Annotated in this window: 18 protein-coding genes, 1 pseudogene and 1 other annotated feature; of the genes and pseudogenes, 8 read left to right on the forward strand and 11 right to left on the reverse strand. The window is 43.8% G+C overall.

What is annotated here, in order from left to right; genetic code table 11:
* Positions 1-96: 96 nt before the first annotated feature.
* From NSQ49_RS08185 to NSQ49_RS08195, 3 genes are all read right to left on the reverse strand, one after another.
* Positions 97-912 (reverse strand): STAS domain-containing protein, encoded by an 816-nt coding sequence (locus NSQ49_RS08185; RefSeq protein ID WP_159862094.1) that lies wholly within the window; start codon positions 910-912, stop codon positions 97-99.
* An 82-nt stretch (positions 913-994) separates the two neighbouring features.
* Positions 995-1,297, reverse strand: a complete 303-nt coding sequence (locus tag NSQ49_RS08190; RefSeq protein WP_251283277.1) for a hypothetical protein — start codon at positions 1,295-1,297, stop codon at positions 995-997.
* A gap of 68 nt (positions 1,298-1,365) precedes the next feature.
* Positions 1,366-2,130 (reverse strand): hypothetical protein, encoded by a 765-nt coding sequence (locus tag NSQ49_RS08195; protein WP_159862434.1) that lies wholly within the window; start codon positions 2,128-2,130, stop codon positions 1,366-1,368.
* Positions 2,131-2,257: 127 nt separating this feature from the next.
* Between NSQ49_RS08195 and NSQ49_RS08200 the strand changes: the two genes are divergently transcribed.
* Positions 2,258-3,301: a lactonase family protein gene (locus tag NSQ49_RS08200; RefSeq protein WP_159862096.1), complete on the forward strand. Its 1,044-nt coding sequence runs from the start codon at positions 2,258-2,260 to the stop codon at positions 3,299-3,301.
* 43 nt (positions 3,302-3,344) lie between these two features.
* Here NSQ49_RS08200 and NSQ49_RS08205 read toward each other — a convergent pair whose 3' ends face one another.
* From NSQ49_RS08205 to NSQ49_RS08235, 7 genes and pseudogenes are all read right to left on the reverse strand, one after another.
* Positions 3,345-4,340 (reverse strand): zinc-binding dehydrogenase, encoded by a 996-nt coding sequence (locus NSQ49_RS08205; RefSeq protein ID WP_251283278.1) that lies wholly within the window; start codon positions 4,338-4,340, stop codon positions 3,345-3,347.
* A 78-nt stretch (positions 4,341-4,418) separates the two neighbouring features.
* A pseudogene (gene tyrS / locus NSQ49_RS08210) lies at positions 4,419-5,560 on the reverse strand (tyrosine--tRNA ligase); the annotation flags it as partial.
* A gap of 153 nt (positions 5,561-5,713) precedes the next feature.
* Positions 5,714-5,921: a binding site (T-box leader), on the reverse strand.
* A 111-nt stretch (positions 5,922-6,032) separates the two neighbouring features.
* Positions 6,033-6,773 (reverse strand): type I methionyl aminopeptidase, encoded by a 741-nt coding sequence (map, locus tag NSQ49_RS08215; RefSeq protein ID WP_159862099.1) that lies wholly within the window; start codon positions 6,771-6,773, stop codon positions 6,033-6,035.
* Positions 6,774-6,832: 59 nt separating this feature from the next.
* Positions 6,833-7,393, reverse strand: coding sequence for a hypothetical protein (locus tag NSQ49_RS08220; RefSeq protein WP_251283279.1), 561 nt, complete (start codon positions 7,391-7,393; stop codon positions 6,833-6,835).
* 17 nt (positions 7,394-7,410) lie between these two features.
* Complete coding sequence (locus NSQ49_RS08225; RefSeq protein WP_251283280.1) at positions 7,411-7,986, reverse strand: nucleotidyltransferase family protein; 576 nt, start codon at positions 7,984-7,986, stop codon at positions 7,411-7,413.
* The gene (locus tag NSQ49_RS08230; RefSeq protein WP_251283281.1) at positions 7,976-8,608 is read right to left on the reverse strand and encodes an NUDIX hydrolase; all 633 of its coding nucleotides are present in this window, start codon (positions 8,606-8,608) and stop codon (positions 7,976-7,978) included. Before NSQ49_RS08230 ends, NSQ49_RS08225 begins: the two co-directional genes overlap by 11 nt.
* Positions 8,609-9,430 (reverse strand): DUF2268 domain-containing putative Zn-dependent protease, encoded by an 822-nt coding sequence (locus tag NSQ49_RS08235; RefSeq protein ID WP_251283282.1) that lies wholly within the window; start codon positions 9,428-9,430, stop codon positions 8,609-8,611.
* 157 nt (positions 9,431-9,587) lie between these two features.
* Between NSQ49_RS08235 and NSQ49_RS08240 the strand changes: the two genes are divergently transcribed.
* The 4 genes from NSQ49_RS08240 to NSQ49_RS08255 all read left to right on the forward strand — a co-directional run bounded on the left by NSQ49_RS08240 (position 9,588) and on the right by NSQ49_RS08255 (position 14,897).
* Positions 9,588-11,357 (forward strand): sensor histidine kinase, encoded by a 1,770-nt coding sequence (locus NSQ49_RS08240; RefSeq protein ID WP_251283283.1) that lies wholly within the window; start codon positions 9,588-9,590, stop codon positions 11,355-11,357.
* Positions 11,326-12,057, forward strand: a complete 732-nt coding sequence (locus tag NSQ49_RS08245; RefSeq protein WP_251283284.1) for a LytR/AlgR family response regulator transcription factor — start codon at positions 11,326-11,328, stop codon at positions 12,055-12,057. Before NSQ49_RS08240 ends, NSQ49_RS08245 begins: the two co-directional genes overlap by 32 nt.
* 252 nt (positions 12,058-12,309) lie before the next feature.
* Positions 12,310-13,761: a carbon starvation CstA family protein gene (locus NSQ49_RS08250; protein ID WP_251283285.1), complete on the forward strand. Its 1,452-nt coding sequence runs from the start codon at positions 12,310-12,312 to the stop codon at positions 13,759-13,761.
* A gap of 215 nt (positions 13,762-13,976) precedes the next feature.
* Positions 13,977-14,897 (forward strand): ketopantoate reductase family protein, encoded by a 921-nt coding sequence (locus NSQ49_RS08255; protein WP_159862107.1) that lies wholly within the window; start codon positions 13,977-13,979, stop codon positions 14,895-14,897.
* A gap of 45 nt (positions 14,898-14,942) precedes the next feature.
* Here the strand turns inward: NSQ49_RS08255 and NSQ49_RS08260 are convergent, their stop codons facing one another.
* Positions 14,943-16,769 (reverse strand): M6 family metalloprotease domain-containing protein, encoded by a 1,827-nt coding sequence (locus NSQ49_RS08260; RefSeq protein ID WP_159862108.1) that lies wholly within the window; start codon positions 16,767-16,769, stop codon positions 14,943-14,945.
* A gap of 218 nt (positions 16,770-16,987) precedes the next feature.
* On the opposite strand from NSQ49_RS08260, the gene NSQ49_RS08265 reads away from it, so the two are divergent.
* From NSQ49_RS08265 to NSQ49_RS08275, 3 genes are read left to right on the forward strand one after another with little or no spacing between them, the layout of a single operon-like run.
* Positions 16,988-17,176: a hypothetical protein gene (locus NSQ49_RS08265; RefSeq protein WP_285869043.1), complete on the forward strand. Its 189-nt coding sequence runs from the start codon at positions 16,988-16,990 to the stop codon at positions 17,174-17,176.
* Positions 17,176-17,373 (forward strand): YwbE family protein, encoded by a 198-nt coding sequence (locus NSQ49_RS08270; protein WP_159862110.1) that lies wholly within the window; start codon positions 17,176-17,178, stop codon positions 17,371-17,373. Before NSQ49_RS08265 ends, NSQ49_RS08270 begins: the two co-directional genes overlap by 1 nt.
* A 39-nt stretch (positions 17,374-17,412) precedes the next feature.
* On the forward strand, positions 17,413-18,666 hold the full coding sequence (locus NSQ49_RS08275; RefSeq protein ID WP_251283286.1) for an ATP-binding protein: 1,254 nt from the start codon (positions 17,413-17,415) through the stop codon (positions 18,664-18,666).
* The last annotated feature ends 16 nt before the right edge of the window (positions 18,667-18,682 follow it).

Consider the following 18,682-nt stretch of genomic DNA (forward strand, 5'->3'; position numbering starts at 1 on the left):
GCAGTCAGGCGCTGATGCTGTACATGTACCGGAGTAAGAAGTTTTCACCATTTTTATAAAAAAAAGCCGCTTAATAAGCAGCTCCTTTCATTACAGTTATTTAATGCTTCTAATCGCCTGCAAAACGTTCGAATATACCTCAAGGGATGATAAGTCGATGCCAAGTCCAACAGCACTTTTTGCCAAATCCGGTCTGACACCAGTGGCAATGGTATTGACACCGACCAGCTGGAGTATATTCCGGATATTGAAAATATGATTGGCAATTTCAACATCTATATGCACCGTTCCGGAAAAATCAATAATTAAGGTTTCAATCCCCAGCTGGTTTACCCGCGGGACTGTCTTCTCTATGATGATTTGTGCTCTGTCATAGTCTATGCTTCCGATCAATGGAAGTATTGCAATGCTGTCCTGAATCGGTACAATGGCTGCAGACAGCTCATTTACCTGGGATTGCGTCTCTTTTAATTGCTCCTCGGAGTGCCGTTCAAAGGCAAATACGGTCTCATTAATGCTGATGTCCAGCATAAAATTTACTTTTTTAACAATAGTAATAATTTCATCAGCCGTTAATTCAAGCTTTTTGCCAATATTATTTAATCTATCAGTAAAAACTAGGCGGGTGTCCGGATAACGGATAACGATATCAGAAATTTTCCCTCCTTTGGATGCAGCCCGCTCGCCATTTCCTTTGCTCCATTCAACAAGTCCATCAGGAATCATATTATCACTGCTTGCAATCATGGTTCCCAAGAACTTCAAAAAATTCACATACATCAATACGGCAGCCTCAATTTCCGGTTTAGGAATTTCAAAACCAAATCGTTTTATGATTTCTGTAACCAGTTCTTCGGATAATACCTCCGCATTTTGAGTAAGATATGCTGCAACTTTTTGTATAGGCTCCATCTGTATGTATATCCCCTCTCCTATGTCTTGCTTCGATTATATCCTACTAAATCTTCAAAAGAACAGATTGGGAAATGATTCCTTAAGATAATAACCATTCCTCATAATCTTCTTCCCTTTTCTCACTGATCAGGAGAGATTCAAATCTTCTGTAAAGCTCAAGGATTCCAGGATCGCTGTTAATTAGCGGCATCTTGTTTAGATAGTCATCTTCCGACTTAAAAAAACTGATTTCAGTCCACTTTGTCTCATCTGTCTTGCTTTTTAATATCTTGGTCTGTACATCGATATACTTTCGGTAGATTTCACCGGCTTTCCGCTGAATCTGCATCAGTTCCTGCTGGTTTTCAGGGCTAATATGATATTGATAGAGTTTTATGCACATAGTATCTCCTTAAGATATTGGCGATTTGGGCAAGGCTGAGGGTTTATGGATAAAATTCAGTCATCTTTTCAACCTTTCAGCTTCTTGTAGAAGCCCAATGATTCTGTTAAAAGCTCCCGATCATACCCTGTCTTTTCATGAATCCTGTCTGTCCATTCTTCAATAGTATCCGCAGGGGGATCATGGTACAAGCCTTCTGTAGTGCTGAGGAAGCTTTTCCAATTGTAAAATTCCCAGTGTGCGGTTTCGTTTTTATAGGAAATCCGCTGCTCCAGCAAAGCCTTTGGATAAATATAGTTTTGGGAACGTTCAGCTGCATCAAGAAAGAAGTTCAGTTCAACCGGATTTGTATCATAACTTTGCCGCGATATTTTTCCGTTCGGCCGGTGATAGGCAATTTCCAGCTGTCCGTGCTGGGTTGAAACCTGGACATCTGCTGCCGGGAAAAATCCGCTTCTCTTTTCCGGAGTAAAATTCCGTGCCTTTGAATCAATTAATATGGGCTGCAGCCATTGGTCGCCAAGATCACATAGAAAACGGTGCCCCTCCTCATCCACCGCTACCACTGCAGCATGGGCTGAGGAATTATGCAATTCGTGGCCAACCGGATAGGCCTGAATTCCAGCCTCCATAAACTCGTGCAGAAGCCAAATTGCGAGGTCAAAGCAGTTTCCGGTAATTCCATATTGAGCACGGTGCTCTTTCATTAAAGAAACGTCCCGCTGCTTTTTCGTTCCTGCTTTATCGTAAAACCATGCTTTAGTCAAAGTCTCCATCGGAAAGTGATCAAATTTTTTCCAAACAGACAAAATCGATTGGGGTGCCTCCAATATGATCATCCTTTCATCTATATACCTTATTTATTATTCTTTTTTGATTGTCAAATTCCTCTTCCTTTTGTTTGAACTGGAATGTATGATAGAGTATTTTCAGAGAAAAAGAATTAAAAGGAGGCTCCATATGGCCAAATATAGAGGATACATAGGGACATATACAAAGGGTGAAAGTGAAGGGATATATACATTTATTCTGGATACAGATGCCGGTAAAATTTCCGATGTGAAAACGGCAGCGAAATTGGATAATCCCACTTATTTAACAATCAGCCAGGATAACCGCTTTTTATACTCAGTAGCCAAGGAAGGCGAATCCGGCGGAGTAGCTGCATATCGTCTGGACAGCAGCACCGGTGCACTTGAGAAGATCAACAGCCAGGTTTCTGCCGGCTCCCCTCCATGCCATGTCAGTGTGGATTCTGCTGTCCGCAATGTTTTCAGTGCAAACTATCATAAAGGGACAGTCGAGTCTTACTTAACAAATGAGGATGGCTCTTTAAATCCTGCTGTTTCGGTTATAGAGCATAGCGGATCAGGTCCTGACAGCAGGCAGGAAAAGCCGCATACCCATTATGCAGGAATGACACCGGACGAAAAATACTTGGCTGCAGTTGACCTGGGAACAGACCAGGTAATTACGTATGAGGTAAGTAATGGCATTCTAAAGGAAACTAGCACCTTGTCCGTTAAACCTGGGAGCGGACCGAGACACCTTGTGTTCCATCCAAATGGAAAGTATGCCTATGTGATGACCGAGTTTAGCTCTGAGGTTCTTTTGCTTCAGTATCACGATGATGGGAGCTTTGTTCAAAAGCAGGCTATTAGCACACTACCGGAGGGCTTTACGGAAAATAATCAGGGAAGCGCCATCCATATCTCTTCTGACGGCCTCTTCATCTATGCGGGAAACCGCGGACATGACAGCATTGCTGTTTTCTCCGTCAATCAGGATAATGGAGAGCTTGCATTTGTGGAGCATACCTCAACAGAAGGTAACTGGCCCCGTGACTTTGAGCTCGATCCTGCCGAAAAATTTATCATTGGCTCAAACCAAAACTCCAGTAATATTGTTTTGTACTCGAGAGATGAACAAACAGGGAAGCTAACATTGCTTCAGGCAGATGTGAAAGTGCCGGACCCTGTTTGCGTGAAATTTTTACATGTATAAAAAAAGGGTGAGATACTGCTTTTAGGCAGCATCTCACCCTTTTTTATTCGCTGATTCTGAAAGCAATCTTCCCCCATTGCTCCGCGTTTGCAATTTTATCAAAAGCATGGCCGTATTGTTCCAGGTGAAATGCCTGATCCAATACCGGTCTTAATTGATGTTTTTCAATAAACTGGAGCATTTCATGGTATTCCTCTGCACTTCCCATTGTCGAGCCAAGCAGGTTTTGCTGAGCGTAAAAGAGACTGCGAAGATTAAGTTCCAGCACATCTCCTGTTGAAGAGCCAAATGTTACGATGGTTCCGCCATTGCGAAGGATCTCCAGAGATTTATTAAATGTAGCCGGGCCGACAGATTCAATGACAAGATCCACCTTTTCCCCGCCAAGGGCTGCCTTCCAATCTTCGCCGCTGTCCAAGGCTATATCTGCACCAAGCTCCAGAGCTCTCTGACATTTCTCCTCGGAACGGGAAGCCACATACACGGTTGCCCCTGCTGCTTTAGCGAACTGCATTAAGAAGGTTGCCACTCCCCCTCCAATTCCGGGAATAAACACCTTCATGCCTTTCTTAAGCTTTCCTCTGGTGAATAATGCTCTATATGCGGTTAGTGCTGCAAGGGAAAGAACGCCCGCTTCCTCCCAGGTTAAATATTTGGGTTTGGGAGCTGCATTTTCAGCCGGAATCACGATGTATTCCGCGAAGGTGCCATGAAACGGCAAGCCGACAATTTCAAAGCCCTCAGGTGGCGCCTCGCTTTTTTCCTTCCAGCCAAGCCCCGGATTGATGATGACTTCATCATCTCGCTTCACTTCTGATACACCCTCCCCGACTGCGTCAATGACTCCGGCTCCATCAGAACCGATGACAAGTGCCGGATCTTCCGGTTTGTGGCGATGCGGGACAAATAAATCACGGTGGTTCAATCCTGCCGTTTTTAGTTTCACCCTGACCTCGCCTGCACCCGGCTCAGGTTTTTCCAATTCACCATATGATAACCCGTCGAGACCCGCTTTTCCTTTATGAATGATCGCTTTCATTTCGTCCACCTGCTTTTCTTTAAAAATTTCGTCTATTCTATCATAGCTTGAGAAGGGGCCAGGAAAAAAGCGATATGCCTAGATAAGCTTCAGTTTCACAAACTTCCTTTTTCCTGCCTGAAGAACTAATCCATCTGTAATTTTCACGAGCAGCTTAACATCGCTGACTTTTTCTCCGTTTAACCGGATGCCGCCTCCTGCAATCATTTTTCTTGCTTCTGTTTTGGATGGAAGAAGGCCAAGTCCTGCAATCAGGTCCGTAATGAACATTTCACCCTCTCCCTTCCATTCGAGTTCCGGAATCTCTTCCGGCATGGCTCCTTTTTGGAAAATGGTTTGAAAATGCTGTTCGGCTTTATCGGCTGCAGCTGCCCCATGGTACATGCGGACAATCGTGCGGCCTAAAAGCATTTTGGCGTCACGCGGATGAAGCGTTCCGTTTTCCAGCCCTTCTGCGATTTGCTGCTTTTCAGTTACCGGCAAATCGGTTGCCAGATTGAAGTATTTGACACTCAGCTCATCCGGTATGGACATCGTTTTGCCGTACATATTATTCGGGTCTTCATCCACACCAATATAATTGTTTTTCGATTTAGACATTTTCTCTTTGCCATCAAGGCCTTCAAGGAGCGGCATAAGGATGACAACCTGCTTTTCCTTTTCAAAATGCTCCTGCAGATGGCGTCCCATCAACACATTGAAGTGCTGATCAGTGCCGCCAAGCTCGATATCACTTTCAAGAGCAACCGAATCGTAGCCCTGCATCAGCGGGTAGAAAAATTCATGAAGGGAGATCGGCTCCCTGTGGCCAGGCGCTCCGAAAAGTCATTTCGTTCCAGCAGACGGGCAACCGTAATGCTCGCGGACAGGCGGATAACATCTTCAAGCTGGAGGCCTGAAAGCCATGCTGAATTGTAATGAAGATCGACTTTATCCATGTCCAGCACCTTGCTGAATTGCTCGAAGTATGTTTTCGCATTATGCTTCACTGCCTCATCTGTGAGCTGATTTCGGGCTGCCGATTTGCCTGTCGGGTCGCCAATTTTCCCGGTAAAATCACCAATAATCAGCTGGATGATATGGCCGTTGTCCTGGAACTGCTTTAATTTGTTCAGCACAACCGTATGGCCGATATGGACGTCCGGTGCAGACGGATCTAATCCAAGCTTAATTTTTAATGGCTGATTTTGAAAAATGGATTTAGCTATTTTATTCTTTAGATCTGCTTCAGGCAGAATCTCCTGGACGCCATTAGAGTAAATCTCAAGCTGCCTCTCTGTTTCGAGCTTTTGATCCTGTGTTAATTTGTCAAAAAAATTCTCCATGTTCCCCATCCTTTCTCTAATTGAAATATAAAAAACCACGCCCCTAAAGAAAGGGACGTGGTTAACGCGGTACCACCCTTTTTGAAGATTGCTCTTCCACTCAGCGGATTAACGGTCCGGGCCGTTCCCTGCTACTCTTGTTCACAGGAAAAGTTCAAGAAGGTAATTCACTGTTAACTATGTGCTGATTTTCACCGGGCATCAGCTCTCTAAAACAGGGAGAATAACAGCTACTTGTTTCTGTCATTACTTTAAAATTTGAAATTTTAATTATTTTAGCTGAATGTTCTGGAGAGTTCAAGCGTTTTTTTCACGGGTAACAAAAAATCTAAAAAAACCAGGAGCATCCCATGCTCCTGGTTCATGATTATTTCGTTAAGATAATTGGTCCTTCTTTTGTGACCACAACGGTATGTTCACATTGTGCGACATGGCTTTTATTTGGTGTAACAAACGTCCACCCGTCGCTCATTTCTCTAACTTCGTCATCTCCGCTTGAGATAAACGGTTCGAAGGCTACTACCATTCCTTCTTTTAACAGCTGTTTATCCCATGGATCAAAATAGTTCAAAATATGGTCCGGTTTCTCGTGAAGGGAGCGGCCGACACCGTGGCCAGTCAGATTCATGATTACGTTGAATCCGTTGTTTCTTGCCACTTTATGAACCGTTTTGCCGACAAGGCTCAGCTTGCCGCCCGGCTTTAACTTTTTCAGACCTTCGTCGAATGCTTCCTGTGCCACATCACATAATTTTTGCAGCTTTTCATCTTCTCCAACGACAAATGATAGGCCAGTATCAGCAAAATAGCCATCTTTTGATCCTGAAACATCAATGTTTACCAGATCGCCTTCTTTTATTATGCGGCTTCCGGGAATGCCATGGGCTACCTCTTCGTTCACGCTTATGCATGTAAAGCCTGGAAAATCGTATTCTCCTTTAGGGCCGGAAATTGCTCCGTGCTTTTCAAACAGCTCTCCGGCTAAATCATCAAGCTCTTTGGTTGTGACACCCGGCTTGGTTTTTTCAATCATCGCATCGCGAATTTCCGCGACAATTTTGCCAATTTCCTTCAGTTTTGCTAATTCTTCTTCATTTTTTACAATCATACAGAATCCTGCCTTTTCTTTAGTTGTTATTTCTCTATTATAATCTAAATGTGACGCGCTTAATAAGAATTCGCATTTTCTCTAAATAAAAACCTTAAAATCAACAGTAATGTAATCAGCCCTATTGAAGAAAACAGCAGGACTTCAATCAGGTGTCCATCCCCTTTTTCTTTAGCATGGCTTGGTATTCTTCCTTTTTCAGCCATTATCCTTCTGTAATAATCCTCATGCCCCGATACAATCCTGCCATCCCGAACCTCAGCCATTCCATTGGGACCGGCGACGGGTACTAGAAAACGGGCTTCCTTTGTTTTTTCCAAAAATAACAGGAACTTGCCGCCCTCCTGCTGAAATTCCTCTGCCCATCCAGTATCGTTTCTGTCAATGCCTGCCGTAATGTTTTCTGCCGCTTCCCCTTTATAAACCTTTTCAACATGAAACTGGCTTCCATAAAATATACTCTTGCCTGATTTTAGTTTACTATTGAAATTATATGTTCCCAGCACAATGACTTGTGCACGGGATTCGACCTCTTCGGGATTTATTTCCACCCATTTTGTTGCCAATGTCTGCAAACCTGGCAGTATGAGCAGCAACAGTAATAAAAACACCTTTTTCATTGGCTTCTTCCTTTCAATCAAATGTTTGATTGAATTTCTTCTATCATTGGCCATAATGATGTCCAGTTCTTCTTTGTAACTCGCTGCAGGTATACTTCAAATAACTTTCTATCTTCAGCAAACAAAGGAGTGGGGTTTATTTTAAAAGAAAGCAGGTCCTCTATCCCCCAAGGAGCCGTTAGTATGATATTGTATTTGTCATCAAGTTTTAGCCCGAGTGCAGTAGCTGTTTCAGGAAATTTCGAGATCGCATCCACTGATGAAGTATATGGGGGTAGGTCATTAAGCAGATGCATTCTTGCCTCATTTTTAACAGACCAGGGCACTTGGGGCAGAAGGGATTTAAGCTTGGACTCGAGTACTTTTTCCGTTTCTTCTCTAAGGTCATTCTTATTAAAATAGACGACATCCACATCCGGCAAATGGGTTCTATTCCTGAATCCATGAAGAGTATCCCATACTTTTGCCCTCACAAAGCCGGCACATACCCACCAGTCAGGGAGGTTTAATGACTTTGCGGCTAAAAGGATATCCATCATCCATTTGTCCTCTTTTACCAGCTTCACGATATCTTCTTCTGTTTTAATCTGCATATTCCCTCTCCATCTCCCGAATCGAATGCAGTACCCGCCTGTAATAGTAATCCTCATGCGGAACAAAGTCGTCTTTGCACACTTTTATAGAAGATGTGACTCTTTCATCGCGTTCAATCTGAAATCCCTCTGCCTGGATATGATCTCTTCCTTCAAACCAGAGCTCATGGAAGTCTTCCAGATCAATCCGGTAGATTCCCGTTACTTCCTCCTGCTGCGGCTTGAACTCCTCCAGAGTATGGCCGCTGGGATATAGAAATACATTCGCCAGTTCTTTGTCGATAAAATTTTCTTTCTCTGCCATATAATCGATGACGCCCAATGGCACCAAATCCGTAAAATCAACTTGAATCCCCAGTTCTTCCTCCACTTCCCTCAGCCCGTCCATGACTGATTCATGGCTCATAAGATGGCCTGCAGCGGTTATGTCCAGTAATCCCGGGTAATCCTTTTTGTCCTTGCTGCGGTATTGAAAATAAATATATTCCTTTTCTTCTTGTCTATCGATGAACCAGCAGTGAAAGGTTTCATGCCAGAGTCCTTTTATGTGTACCTCTTCTCGGGAAGCAACACCAATCTGATTCCGATTTTCATCAAATATATTCAGCATTTCTGTCTCCAATTACATGTCCTCCTTGATCATATATCGATTAAGCAGTTCAACCGGATCTATATGAAATAAATCCCGATACCTTGTGATTTTTTCCTGTTCTGCGTAATGCCTTACCATTTTAAAAGCAAAAGAATAGCCTGAAAATATGGGGATGCCCATTTCCTTATCACCAAAACAGATTTTACTTTTTAACACATCGTCTTCTGTATGCAGATTCTGCCTGGCAATTTCCAAATAGCGATGCTCGGCTTCCTCAGTGAAGCTTTCCTTCCACCACCGCTTATCCCTATAAAGCGAAAGACTGAAATACTCAGCGCACCCCTCCATTTTATACCAGTCAGCGAGAGTAAAGGTTTCTAGTGTAAGATTGTAGATCGGATTTTCAGGGCAAGCATGATGGAGCTCATGGGCAAGCATATATTTTAAAAAGTCGGGGTCCGGCTGCGGCGGAATGGCAAGGAAAATAGTATCTGGACCTATAGTGTAGCCATTTGTCCACAGGGATTGATCTATATTCTGAAACCACGGGAAAGGCAGAGAAGGCACAATTGTTATAGACAGGCTTTTAAAGTGAAGCTGCCTCATAGCTGCCTTACACGTTTCATCGGCGATGGCTGCGATCTCCTCGGGATTCCAGCTGTACTCAGGGAGCCTCTCTGCTGACAAGGCTTCAAATTTAAAAAGCTGAAACTTTTTCGCCAGCTGCTCCCAGTTTTGCATCCACGATTTCCTGCCGATCAGGGGGCTGAACTCCGCTTGAAGGTAACGGTTCATATCCAGGCGGTTTTCCAGGAGGCGGGCTGGTGTGATTTGGTTCAGCGTGAATCCCATGAATAATCTCTCCTTTTCCGGAACTAATTTCAATAAACTTTCGACAGACTGCTTTGAAAAGCCTTTGCTTTTTTTGAAAAATTCAAACAGGCTATTTTTCATTTACTCTTTAATCTATTAAAATAATGATAAAAGACTTTCTTAAAGGGGCTTACTAATGCTGGAACTGCTGATTACGATGCTGGAGAGGCTTGGGATCATTGTCACTATTGCACTGATTCTGACAAGGTTCCGCTTTTTCAGAGAGATGATTTATGGCGAAAGATTAAAAAGGCAGCAGGAGTATAAAGCCATTCTTTTTTTCGGATTCTTTGGCATCATTGGAACCTATTCCGGCCTGGCTTTTAATACAGACACTCTGCAGTTTAACCGCTGGGCATCCGAGCTTGCTTCAGATGAAGCCATTGCCAATTCCAGGGTGATTGGGGTCGTGCTCGCCGGATTGCTTGGCGGCCCTAAAGTAGGAATTGGTGCGGGTATTATCGCAGGATTCCACCGATTTACACTTGGCGGCTTTACCGGGATTGCCTGCGGCCTTGCATCCATAGTAGCCGGGCTGCTTGCCGGCTTTTTCCGCCGAAAGAACGAACATGTAAAGCTGTCATCAGCCTTCTTCATTGGTGCTGCGGCAGAAGCCGTGCAAATGCTGATTATCCTTGGAATATCACGGCCCATGGAAAAAGCGGTGGCGCTTGTTGAAATGATTGGGATTCCCATGATTATAGCAAATGGACTTGGCAGCGCATTATTCCTCCTGATCATAAAAAATGTCATTAACGAAGAAGAAAAAGCAGGTGCTTTTCATGCACAGAAAACGCTGCGTATTGCAGATCAGACCCTTGCTCACCTTCGGGAAGGGATTAATCATAAATCCGCACTGGCTGTCTGCCAGATCTTACATAAGGAACTTCAAATGAAAGCAGTGGCGATCACCAATCACGCTGAAATCCTGGCCCATGTCGGCCTTGGAAATGACCACCACCGTTCCGGAAGCCCGATTCAGACCCGGATCACACGTGATGTCATTGAGCACGGTGAAATTATGGCTGCAAATGACCGGACCATTCACTGCCGGCAGGATAACTGTCCACTTGGTGCTGCCATTGTCGCTCCTTTAAAGCTGCGGGGTGAAACCATTGGAACGCTAAAGTTTTACTTCACTTCGGAAAAAGAAATGACCAATCTCGTGATGGAGCTGATCTCCGGACTAAGTGTACTGCTCAGCAATCAGCTCGAAATCGCTGAGGCTGATAAAGCCTACCAGCTGGCAAAGGAAGCTGAAATTAAAGCGCTGCAGGCGCAAATATCACCGCATTTTTTATTTAATTCATTAAATACGATCATTTCCCTTGTGAGGATTGAGCCTGCTCAGGCACGGAAATTGCTTGTATCGCTCTCACACTTTCTGCGGCAGAACCTGACCGCTACAACAGTCAGCTGTACGACCCTTGAACAGGAGCTCAGACATGTAAAGGCCTATTTGTCCATAGAGGAAACCCGGTTTGTGGATCGGCTAGAGGTCCTATATGACATTGAGGAAGAGGCCCTTTTGGAGAGAATTCCGCCGCTCACTCTGCAGCCGATTGTGGAAAACGCCGTAAAGCATGGGATTAAAGACAAAGAACAGGACTGTCTCATTAAAATCGAAATCATGAAACGGGATGGAGTAACGATAGTTAAAGTCGAGGACAATGGACAGGGTATGAGCAAAGAGCGAGCTGACCAAATTGGGAAAGAAACCCTTACGTCAAAATCGGGGTCCGGACTTGCACTCTATAATATTAACCGCCGGCTGACGATGATGTTTGGTGAAAAGGCTTCCCTTCAAATTGCCAGCACGCCTGGCGTCGGCACTGTCATACAATTCGCCATTCCACAAACGGAGGAAAAAACTGATGGACAAAACGATTCGGGCCTTAATTGCTGATGACGAACGCTACAGCAGAGATGAATTAAAGCATTTACTGGAGAAATTCCCTGCCATTCAGGTTGTCGGCGAGGCTGAATCAGGTGAAGCAGCGGTAATGAAAGCCATACAGCTTCAGCCGGATGTGGTTTTCCTGGATGTGGAGATGCCCAAAATGAACGGCATGGAAGCGGCCAAATCTCTGCACGAACTGAAAAAGGTGCCGCTTATCATCTTTGCAACAGCCTACCCGCAGTTTGCTGCTGAAGCCTTCCGCTATGAAGCCACCGATTATTTACTGAAGCCCTACGATGAAGAACAGCTCGAGCAGACGATCAGGCGTGTGGAAAAATTGATTAGCCGAAAAAAGGATCATGACATTGGCAAGCCTGCCGGCAAACTGGCAGTTGAAGAAGATGGGGAAATTTTATACCTGGAGCCAAAAGATATCCTCTATATCGGCCGGGACGAAAAAGTATCCAGAATCATTACCAAAACCGGAGAGCACGAAACCAAAATCCCGCTAAAGGACTTGGAGAGCAGGCTATTGCCATTTTCTTTTTTCAGGATTCATAAAAGTTACTTGGTAAACCTGGACTATGTAACCAGACTGACTCCCTGGTTTAACGGTGCCTATCAGCTTGAGATGGAAGGCCGGGAAGAACTCTTGTCTGTGAGCAGGAACTATGTAAAAGCACTGCGGGTGCGATTGGAATTGTGATAAAAGCACCGGAAACGGTGCTTTTTCCTATGTGCGGGACTTCAGTTGTTCTTATTTTAGGCTCACTACATATCGCCTCAGGTCCGCCACTGCAAATAAAGGAAATTTTCAAATCATTCGTACCCTTCTCTGCATCTTAATCCTCCTCTATTGCCTTTTAATCTTCATTTATTACATGTTGGACACAAATTGTTCAAATCTTCTCGTTATTTTATATAATTTATGTAAACGCATTCATAAAGGGGGATATATATGATTACTTTTTTAACCTGTATTGCACTTTTAATTGTAGGTTATTTTACGTACGGCAAGTTTGTTGAAAAAGTCTTCGGTGTGAAGCAGGAACGTACGACGCCTGCCTATACACATGCTGACGGTGTAGATTACATCGCTATGAGCACACCAAAGAACTCTTTAATACAGCTATTGAATATTGCGGGGACTGGTCCGATTTTCGGCCCGATTATGGGAGCGCTTTACGGACCTGTCGCTTTTATCTGGATCGTGGTCGGCTGTATTTTTGCCGGTGCTGTTCATGATTATTTAACAGGAATGATTTCCATCCGCAACCGAGGCGCCCATTTGCCTGAGCTTGCGAGTAAATTCCTCGGCAAAGTCATGAAGCATGTTGTGAACGCTTTCGCTGTTCTTCTGCTTCTTTTAGTTGGAACAGTCTTTGTTACTACTCCTGCTGACCTTCTTTATGTGGTGATGGATCAAAAAATCTCATTAACGCTAATTATTGCTGCAATTTTCATCTATTATATTTTAGCGACATTACTGCCAGTTGATAAAATCATCGGCCGCCTGTACCCTTACTTTGGCGCCTTACTTTTAATCAGTGCCCTTGGTGTGGGGATAGGCTTAGTTGCAACCGGTGCTGAAATTCCGGAGATTTCTTTGCAGAATTTCCACCCGGCTAACGCACCGATATTCCCATTGCTGTTTTTCACAATCACGTGCGGTGCTCTTTCAGGATTCCATGCGACACAGACACCGATTATCTCCCGTACAACTCAGAACGAGAACCAGGGACGTAAAATTTTCTATGGCATGATGATTGCAGAAGGTGTTATTGCGATGATCTGGGCTGCTGCTGCCATGAGTTTATTTGATGGCTACAATGGATTAAGTGATTTCCTTGCCAACGGAGGCCCTGGTGCCGTGGTAAGTGAAGCTTCTACCCTAATGCTTGGTGCAATAGGCGGAACGCTTGCCATTCTTGGTGTTGTGGTCCTTCCAATTACATCTGGTGATACAGCATTCCGAAGTGCCCGAATGATCATTGCTGACTATATCAATTTCGCACAGAAGAAAATTTCAAGCCGTTTATGGATTGCGATTCCATTGTTTGCTGTTTCCTTGGCACTTACGCAAATCGACTTTAACATTCTATGGAGATACTTCAGCTGGGCTAACCAATCAACTGCAGTGATTGCACTGTTTGTCGGTGCCATGTACTTGTATATCGCGAAGAAAAATTACTGGATCTCGCTTATACCTGGAACATTCATGCTGCTGATGGTCTTAACGTATATCTTAAATGCACCTATCGGCTTCGGATTATCCTGGACTGCTGCCTGGATTGGCGGCGCGATCGGTACAATTGCTCTTGTAGTCCTCTTCTTCTCCGCTGCTAAAAAAGCGCGGGCGAATAACCTGCCGCTTGAAGTAGATATTTCCGGCTGGAAGAGATCTGCATAATGGCCTGCTGCTCCCCCAATTACCGGGAAACAGTAAAGGAGGAAGAGAAGAAAATAAACGCGAAAGGTGAGGAGTCTCTCTCTCTTACTTCCAAATTGATTTTAACTGCAGTTATGTTATCAGGAGCAGGATTCTTCTTCTATTTAACTTAGTAATCTTGCAAAAGTGCACGTACATGCGTGCACTTTTCCATTTACCAAAGGAGGCACTATAGTATGAAAATATTAATTGTCGGAGCCGGCGCTATTGGCGGTTATTTTGGCGGAAGACTTCTGGAAAAAGGCGAGGATGTTACGTTTTTGGTGAGGGAGAAAAGAAAGCAGGAGCTTGAGAAATATGGACTGCTCGCTGAAAGTGTCCATGGAAAGATGGAGTTCTCTTCGGCGAAAATCATTCAGGCAGGAGAAAGTGCTGATGCATTCGATGTCATCCTGCTCTCCACAAAAGCTTATCATCTTGAAGGAGCCATCAGGGATATCCGCCCATACACAGGCAGCAAAACCTTGATTCTTCCTCTCTTAAATGGAATTGCCCATATGGATCAGCTAATAGCTGCTTTTGGAGAAGAAAATGTTCTGGGCGGACTTTGCTTTATTGAAACCACTCTTGGTGAAAATGGCAAAGTGATTCACACCAGCCCAGTCCATGACTTGGTTTTCGGGGAGCGTTCCGGTGAAAAAACAGAGCGAATTCTGAAGCTTCAAGAAACTTTTTCAGGTACAAAAGCAAACTTCCGCCTCTCTGAAAATATTGAACAGGAGTTGTGGCATAAGTACCTGTTTATCTCCACACTTTCCGGTGTCACCTCCCTGTTCCGTTCCCCAATCGGGCCGATTCGCGAGCAGTCATTCGGATTGAATTCAATTAAAGAGGTTTTGAAAGAGGTATCTGCCATTATGAGAGGCTTAGGTGCTCCGCTCGCTGATGGGATTGAAGAAGCCCAGGTGAAGAAAGTACATGAAATGGGCTATGAAATGAAATCCTCCCTGCAGCGGGATATGGAAAAAGGGCAGCCTATTGAAGCGGATCATTTCTTCGGGTACTTGCTGGAAAAGGCTGAACTGCTGGATATAGATGCTCCTGTTCTTGGAGCGATTTATGCGAACCTGCAAGTTTATGAGAAGAATAGTCTTTAATAACAAAAATCCGAGCAGGCCACCCTGCTCGGATTTTTTTATCTATTATTTTTTGCTGCTGTTCGTGTTATAGAAGAATTTTGCTGTGATGGATCCATCGGCATTTTCTTTAATGTTTGTTACATGGATTCCGGAGTCAGCCGGTGTAGAGCCGTATCCTTTCCAGAAGTAGTAAGAGCCTGTGTGGACCTTTCCTGAAACAGGGGTGATTTTGCTGCCTGTCTTGAAGAAGTCACCTGCATCACCGCGGTTTTTATTTTTCTCCAGGTCATACTTGCCATCAGCCTGCAGAACAGATAAGCCATAGTGTGTTACCACTGTTCCGTCACTAGCTGTTTCAGATTGGTTGTACTGGAAGCGTTTGTTCATCCAGTTCTCCACATTGTTTGGACGGAAGCCGGCTGTCTGGTACAGGTTAATGATGTTCTCATCTACATGCCACGCCACTAAGCCTTTAGCATCTTCCCCCTGGCGGATAAATCCTTTGTTAAATCCATCGTGCTGAACGTTTTCAAACAGGAAGTATTCAGTGCCGTTTGAGCCTGGCACTTCCATTTTGATAATTCCGTTGTCATCATCCGCTTTGCTGATTGGCGGCAGAGTGATTTCCTTCACGCCATCCTCTGGTTTTACTTCAATAGGCTTTACCCATCCTAAGAAGATCTTAGAAAATGGATCAAAGTGAGCTGGTGAATTTCCGCCATATTCAGGTTTATCCGGATAGCGCAGCCATGAACCGCCTGCCATCATCGAGTAGTTTCCTGCCCCTTCTGAGCTATAGACCGTATCATAGAAGTCAGGCAACCCCAGGGCATGTCCAAATTCATGAGCATAAACCCCTGTTTGTGCCGGAAACGGACCCGTTTTGGCTTCTTCTTTGTAAGTATTTGTAGCAGCATCAAATCCGGCAACATTACCGCCGATGCCTGGCTGGATATTGTAGTTGTTGACTACTACCCCATCATATGTCATATCTTCAGCAACTGTTTGGTCAATCCACGCACCTTGGGACATACCAGCATGAACATCTGCAGGTTTGCCAGTTTCATAGTATTTTCCGTAATACAGAGCACTTAAAAGGCTCCACTTATGAGACCAGAACTGTGCAGGATCACGGCTGAATTCAGCTCCTGTACCTTCATGAATGACGAAAATATTAGGCACTTCCCCATTTTCGGCATACTTTGAAAAATCAACCTGATCGTCTGCAGCTTTCAGCAAGTCGCGAATAAATTCCCCTGTATGGGCATCACCATTCACGTTTCCATTTACATATGTTCCGTTTTCAGCAAACTTTCCTTCCTGATCTAAGTAATAAGATGCACCTTTTGGCATTTGTACCCAGACAAACTCGGTGTTCTCTTTGCGGATCAGGTTCGTTTTTCCATAACTGGATTCCTTATAAGCGTTTTGCATCGTGCGATCCTTTGGAACATCTGGTCCATCATATTGCTTGAACTGTTCAAGTTCGTATGGGTTATACTCAGTGCCAAAAATTAAATCCTCATAATATTTAGCCGGGACTTGTCCGGGCATATCGCCAACAGGCTCATCGCCATCCGGATACTTTGCAAGAAGAACCAGAACTGGAATATCCCCTGTTGCTTCTTTATATGCAACGTGATTGTCGCCAGGCTTCTGAAACTTTGCACCTGCCTTGGCCGCTTTCTCAGCAGGATCCACTTTTGATAGATCCATACCCAATTCCTTCGCTTTTGCAGCAAGTTCCGGCGATGCACCGACATGATGCGCAAGACTGATTTGATACTTGCTTTCCTGCTTAACCTGAGTATTTGCCGGTCCGGCTCCTGCAAAAACGGCACTTCCTGCTAGAGCAAGAGATAATGCTGAAGTTGATAGGACTTTTAACAATGGACTCACTCCCTATAATCTATTTCTGCAATCTAAATATATAAAATATTCAGTATTTTAGGAATGAGTTGAAAGTATTATTTGGCAGGGAATTTAGTGATCCAAAAGACTTATTTTTCAGAAAAGTTACAGGTGAAAAGATTATATTCTCTGAGAAATTTCCTTTAATAGGTTAATGATTTATAATAGAGGGATATGTAAATAAAGGAGATTCTAATATGATTAATATAGAAGATAATACACCTAAGAAAATAAGTCTTAAAGAAGCAATGAAACAGCAGCTTATGAATAAAAAACAGGGTCAGACAGGCGGAACGTTCAATAATGCTCCCGTTAAATCCACGAAAGCATTGAAAAGCCAGCAGACAAAGAAGACCAATAATCAGCGGAAACGGACTGGTGTGTAATGGATGGCCAGAATCGCGCTGCAATTGCGCCAGGATTAAAAGTGAAAATCGTTCTAAAAAAAGATCAGCGGACAGGTGCGCTGACCGAAGGAATCGTGAAAGACATTTTAACGAAGTCCCCTTCCCATCCGCATGGCATTAAAGTAAGGCTTGTGGACGGGCAGGTTGGCCGTGTCAAACAAATCCTGCGCCCATAAGGAGCCGTCTTTAAAATAGATAACTCACGGAGGAGACTATTGGTTACACTGATTAAACCTTTACTGGTAAATATTACGATCCTATTCTCATTTGCGTTTAACGGAAACTTGTTTTTCCCATATCAGACAAAGGCCCCTCTTACCTTTAAGCAAAGGTTGATATATGGACTGCTTGGATCATTCGGAGCACTTCTGTGTATGTTTTACCCCATTGAAACATTGGGGGAAACCCATTTTGACCTGCGAATGGTCGCAATCATGATTGTGACGCTGTATACCGGATGGCTGCCGGGATCCATTGTGATGCTGAGTACTGTCATTACTCGCTATGTAATAGGCGGCCAGTTTACTTTTATTGGAATTTTGGTTTCCATTTTAGCTTTTGTGGTTTCCATTTCATTAAGAAGAGTGTTTCTTAATTCAAATCACCGGGTGATTACGGGGTCACTTATTGTATTTTTTTATTTTTATCTGTATATAGCGATCATTGAGACAGCAATCATGTTTCTGGACACCTATTTTTATCTGATCTACTATGCAGCATTTTACCTGACATTTATTGCTCTCATACTGATAATTGAGAGTTTATTCAGAACCAATAAACAGATAAGTGAAATGGTGTATATGGATAAGCTGACAATGGTCGGCCAGCTGGCAGCTTCGATTGCCCATGAAATTAGAAATCCCTTATCCACTGTGAGGGGCTTCATTCAATATTTGAGCCAGGATACGGCAGATGAGAACTTTAAGAAGTTCTCCCCTTTGATAATTGAAGAACTGGATCGCACAAACATCATCATTACCAACTATCTTAAAGTGTCAAAGCCTGAACAGTCCCATCTGGCCAATGTCCCCCTGCATGACGTGATTCAGGATTGTGTCCTGCTCATGAGGCCGCTTGCCTCTTATTCAAATGTGGAGATTGAGTACGGGAATAAAGAGCCCTTATATGTGAAAGGTGATGAAGATCACCTAAAACAGGCCATCATGAATGTGATCAAGAATGGAATTGAATCGGTTCAGGAAAAAGGAAAGATCTCGATTGTTATTTCAGCAGATTATTTTCTTAAAACCGTTAAAATATCGATTGCGGATAATGGCCGGGGCATGACATCCGAGCAATTAGAAAATATCGGTTTGCCTTTTTATACAACGAAAACAAAGGGCACAGGCCTCGGGAGCATGGTTACGAACAAAATCATTCGTGAAATGAAGGGAACAATTGAGTATGATAGCGAAATCGGCAAGGGGACAACAGTAAACATCACACTGCCTTTGCTGAACAGCGAATAAGAAAAAGAGTGCCTGA

Source organism: Cytobacillus sp. FSL R5-0377, from assembly GCF_038004385.1.
Classification (GTDB): Bacteria; Bacillota; Bacilli; order Bacillales; family Cytobacillaceae; genus Cytobacillus.

Excerpts from the sequence above, each read along its gene's own strand:
- NSQ49_RS08235 (WP_251283282.1), bottom strand. The coding sequence starts at position 9,430 with ATGGGATTCACGCTGAACCAAATCACACCAGCCCGCCTCCTGGAAAAC.
- NSQ49_RS08265 (WP_285869043.1), top strand. The coding sequence starts at position 16,988 with ATGATTAATATAGAAGATAATACACCTAAGAAAATAAGTCTTAAAGAA.
- NSQ49_RS08185 (WP_159862094.1), bottom strand. The coding sequence starts at position 912 with ATGGAGCCTATACAAAAAGTTGCAGCATATCTTACTCAAAATGCGGAG.
- NSQ49_RS08250 (WP_251283285.1), top strand. The coding sequence starts at position 12,310 with ATGATTACTTTTTTAACCTGTATTGCACTTTTAATTGTAGGTTATTTT.
- NSQ49_RS08220 (WP_251283279.1), bottom strand. The coding sequence starts at position 7,393 with ATGAAAAAGGTGTTTTTATTACTGTTGCTGCTCATACTGCCAGGTTTG.
- NSQ49_RS08245 (WP_251283284.1), top strand. The coding sequence starts at position 11,326 with ATGGACAAAACGATTCGGGCCTTAATTGCTGATGACGAACGCTACAGC.
- NSQ49_RS08240 (WP_251283283.1), top strand. The coding sequence starts at position 9,588 with ATGCTGGAACTGCTGATTACGATGCTGGAGAGGCTTGGGATCATTGTC.
- NSQ49_RS08205 (WP_251283278.1), bottom strand. The coding sequence starts at position 4,340 with ATGAAAGCGATCATTCATAAAGGAAAAGCGGGTCTCGACGGGTTATCA.
- NSQ49_RS08200 (WP_159862096.1), top strand. The coding sequence starts at position 2,258 with ATGGCCAAATATAGAGGATACATAGGGACATATACAAAGGGTGAAAGT.
- NSQ49_RS08270 (WP_159862110.1), top strand. The coding sequence starts at position 17,176 with ATGGATGGCCAGAATCGCGCTGCAATTGCGCCAGGATTAAAAGTGAAA.
- NSQ49_RS08255 (WP_159862107.1), top strand. The coding sequence starts at position 13,977 with ATGAAAATATTAATTGTCGGAGCCGGCGCTATTGGCGGTTATTTTGGC.
- NSQ49_RS08190 (WP_251283277.1), bottom strand. The coding sequence starts at position 1,297 with ATGTGCATAAAACTCTATCAATATCATATTAGCCCTGAAAACCAGCAG.
- map (WP_159862099.1), bottom strand. The coding sequence starts at position 6,773 with ATGATTGTAAAAAATGAAGAAGAATTAGCAAAACTGAAGGAAATTGGC.
- NSQ49_RS08225 (WP_251283280.1), bottom strand. The coding sequence starts at position 7,986 with ATGCAGATTAAAACAGAAGAAGATATCGTGAAGCTGGTAAAAGAGGAC.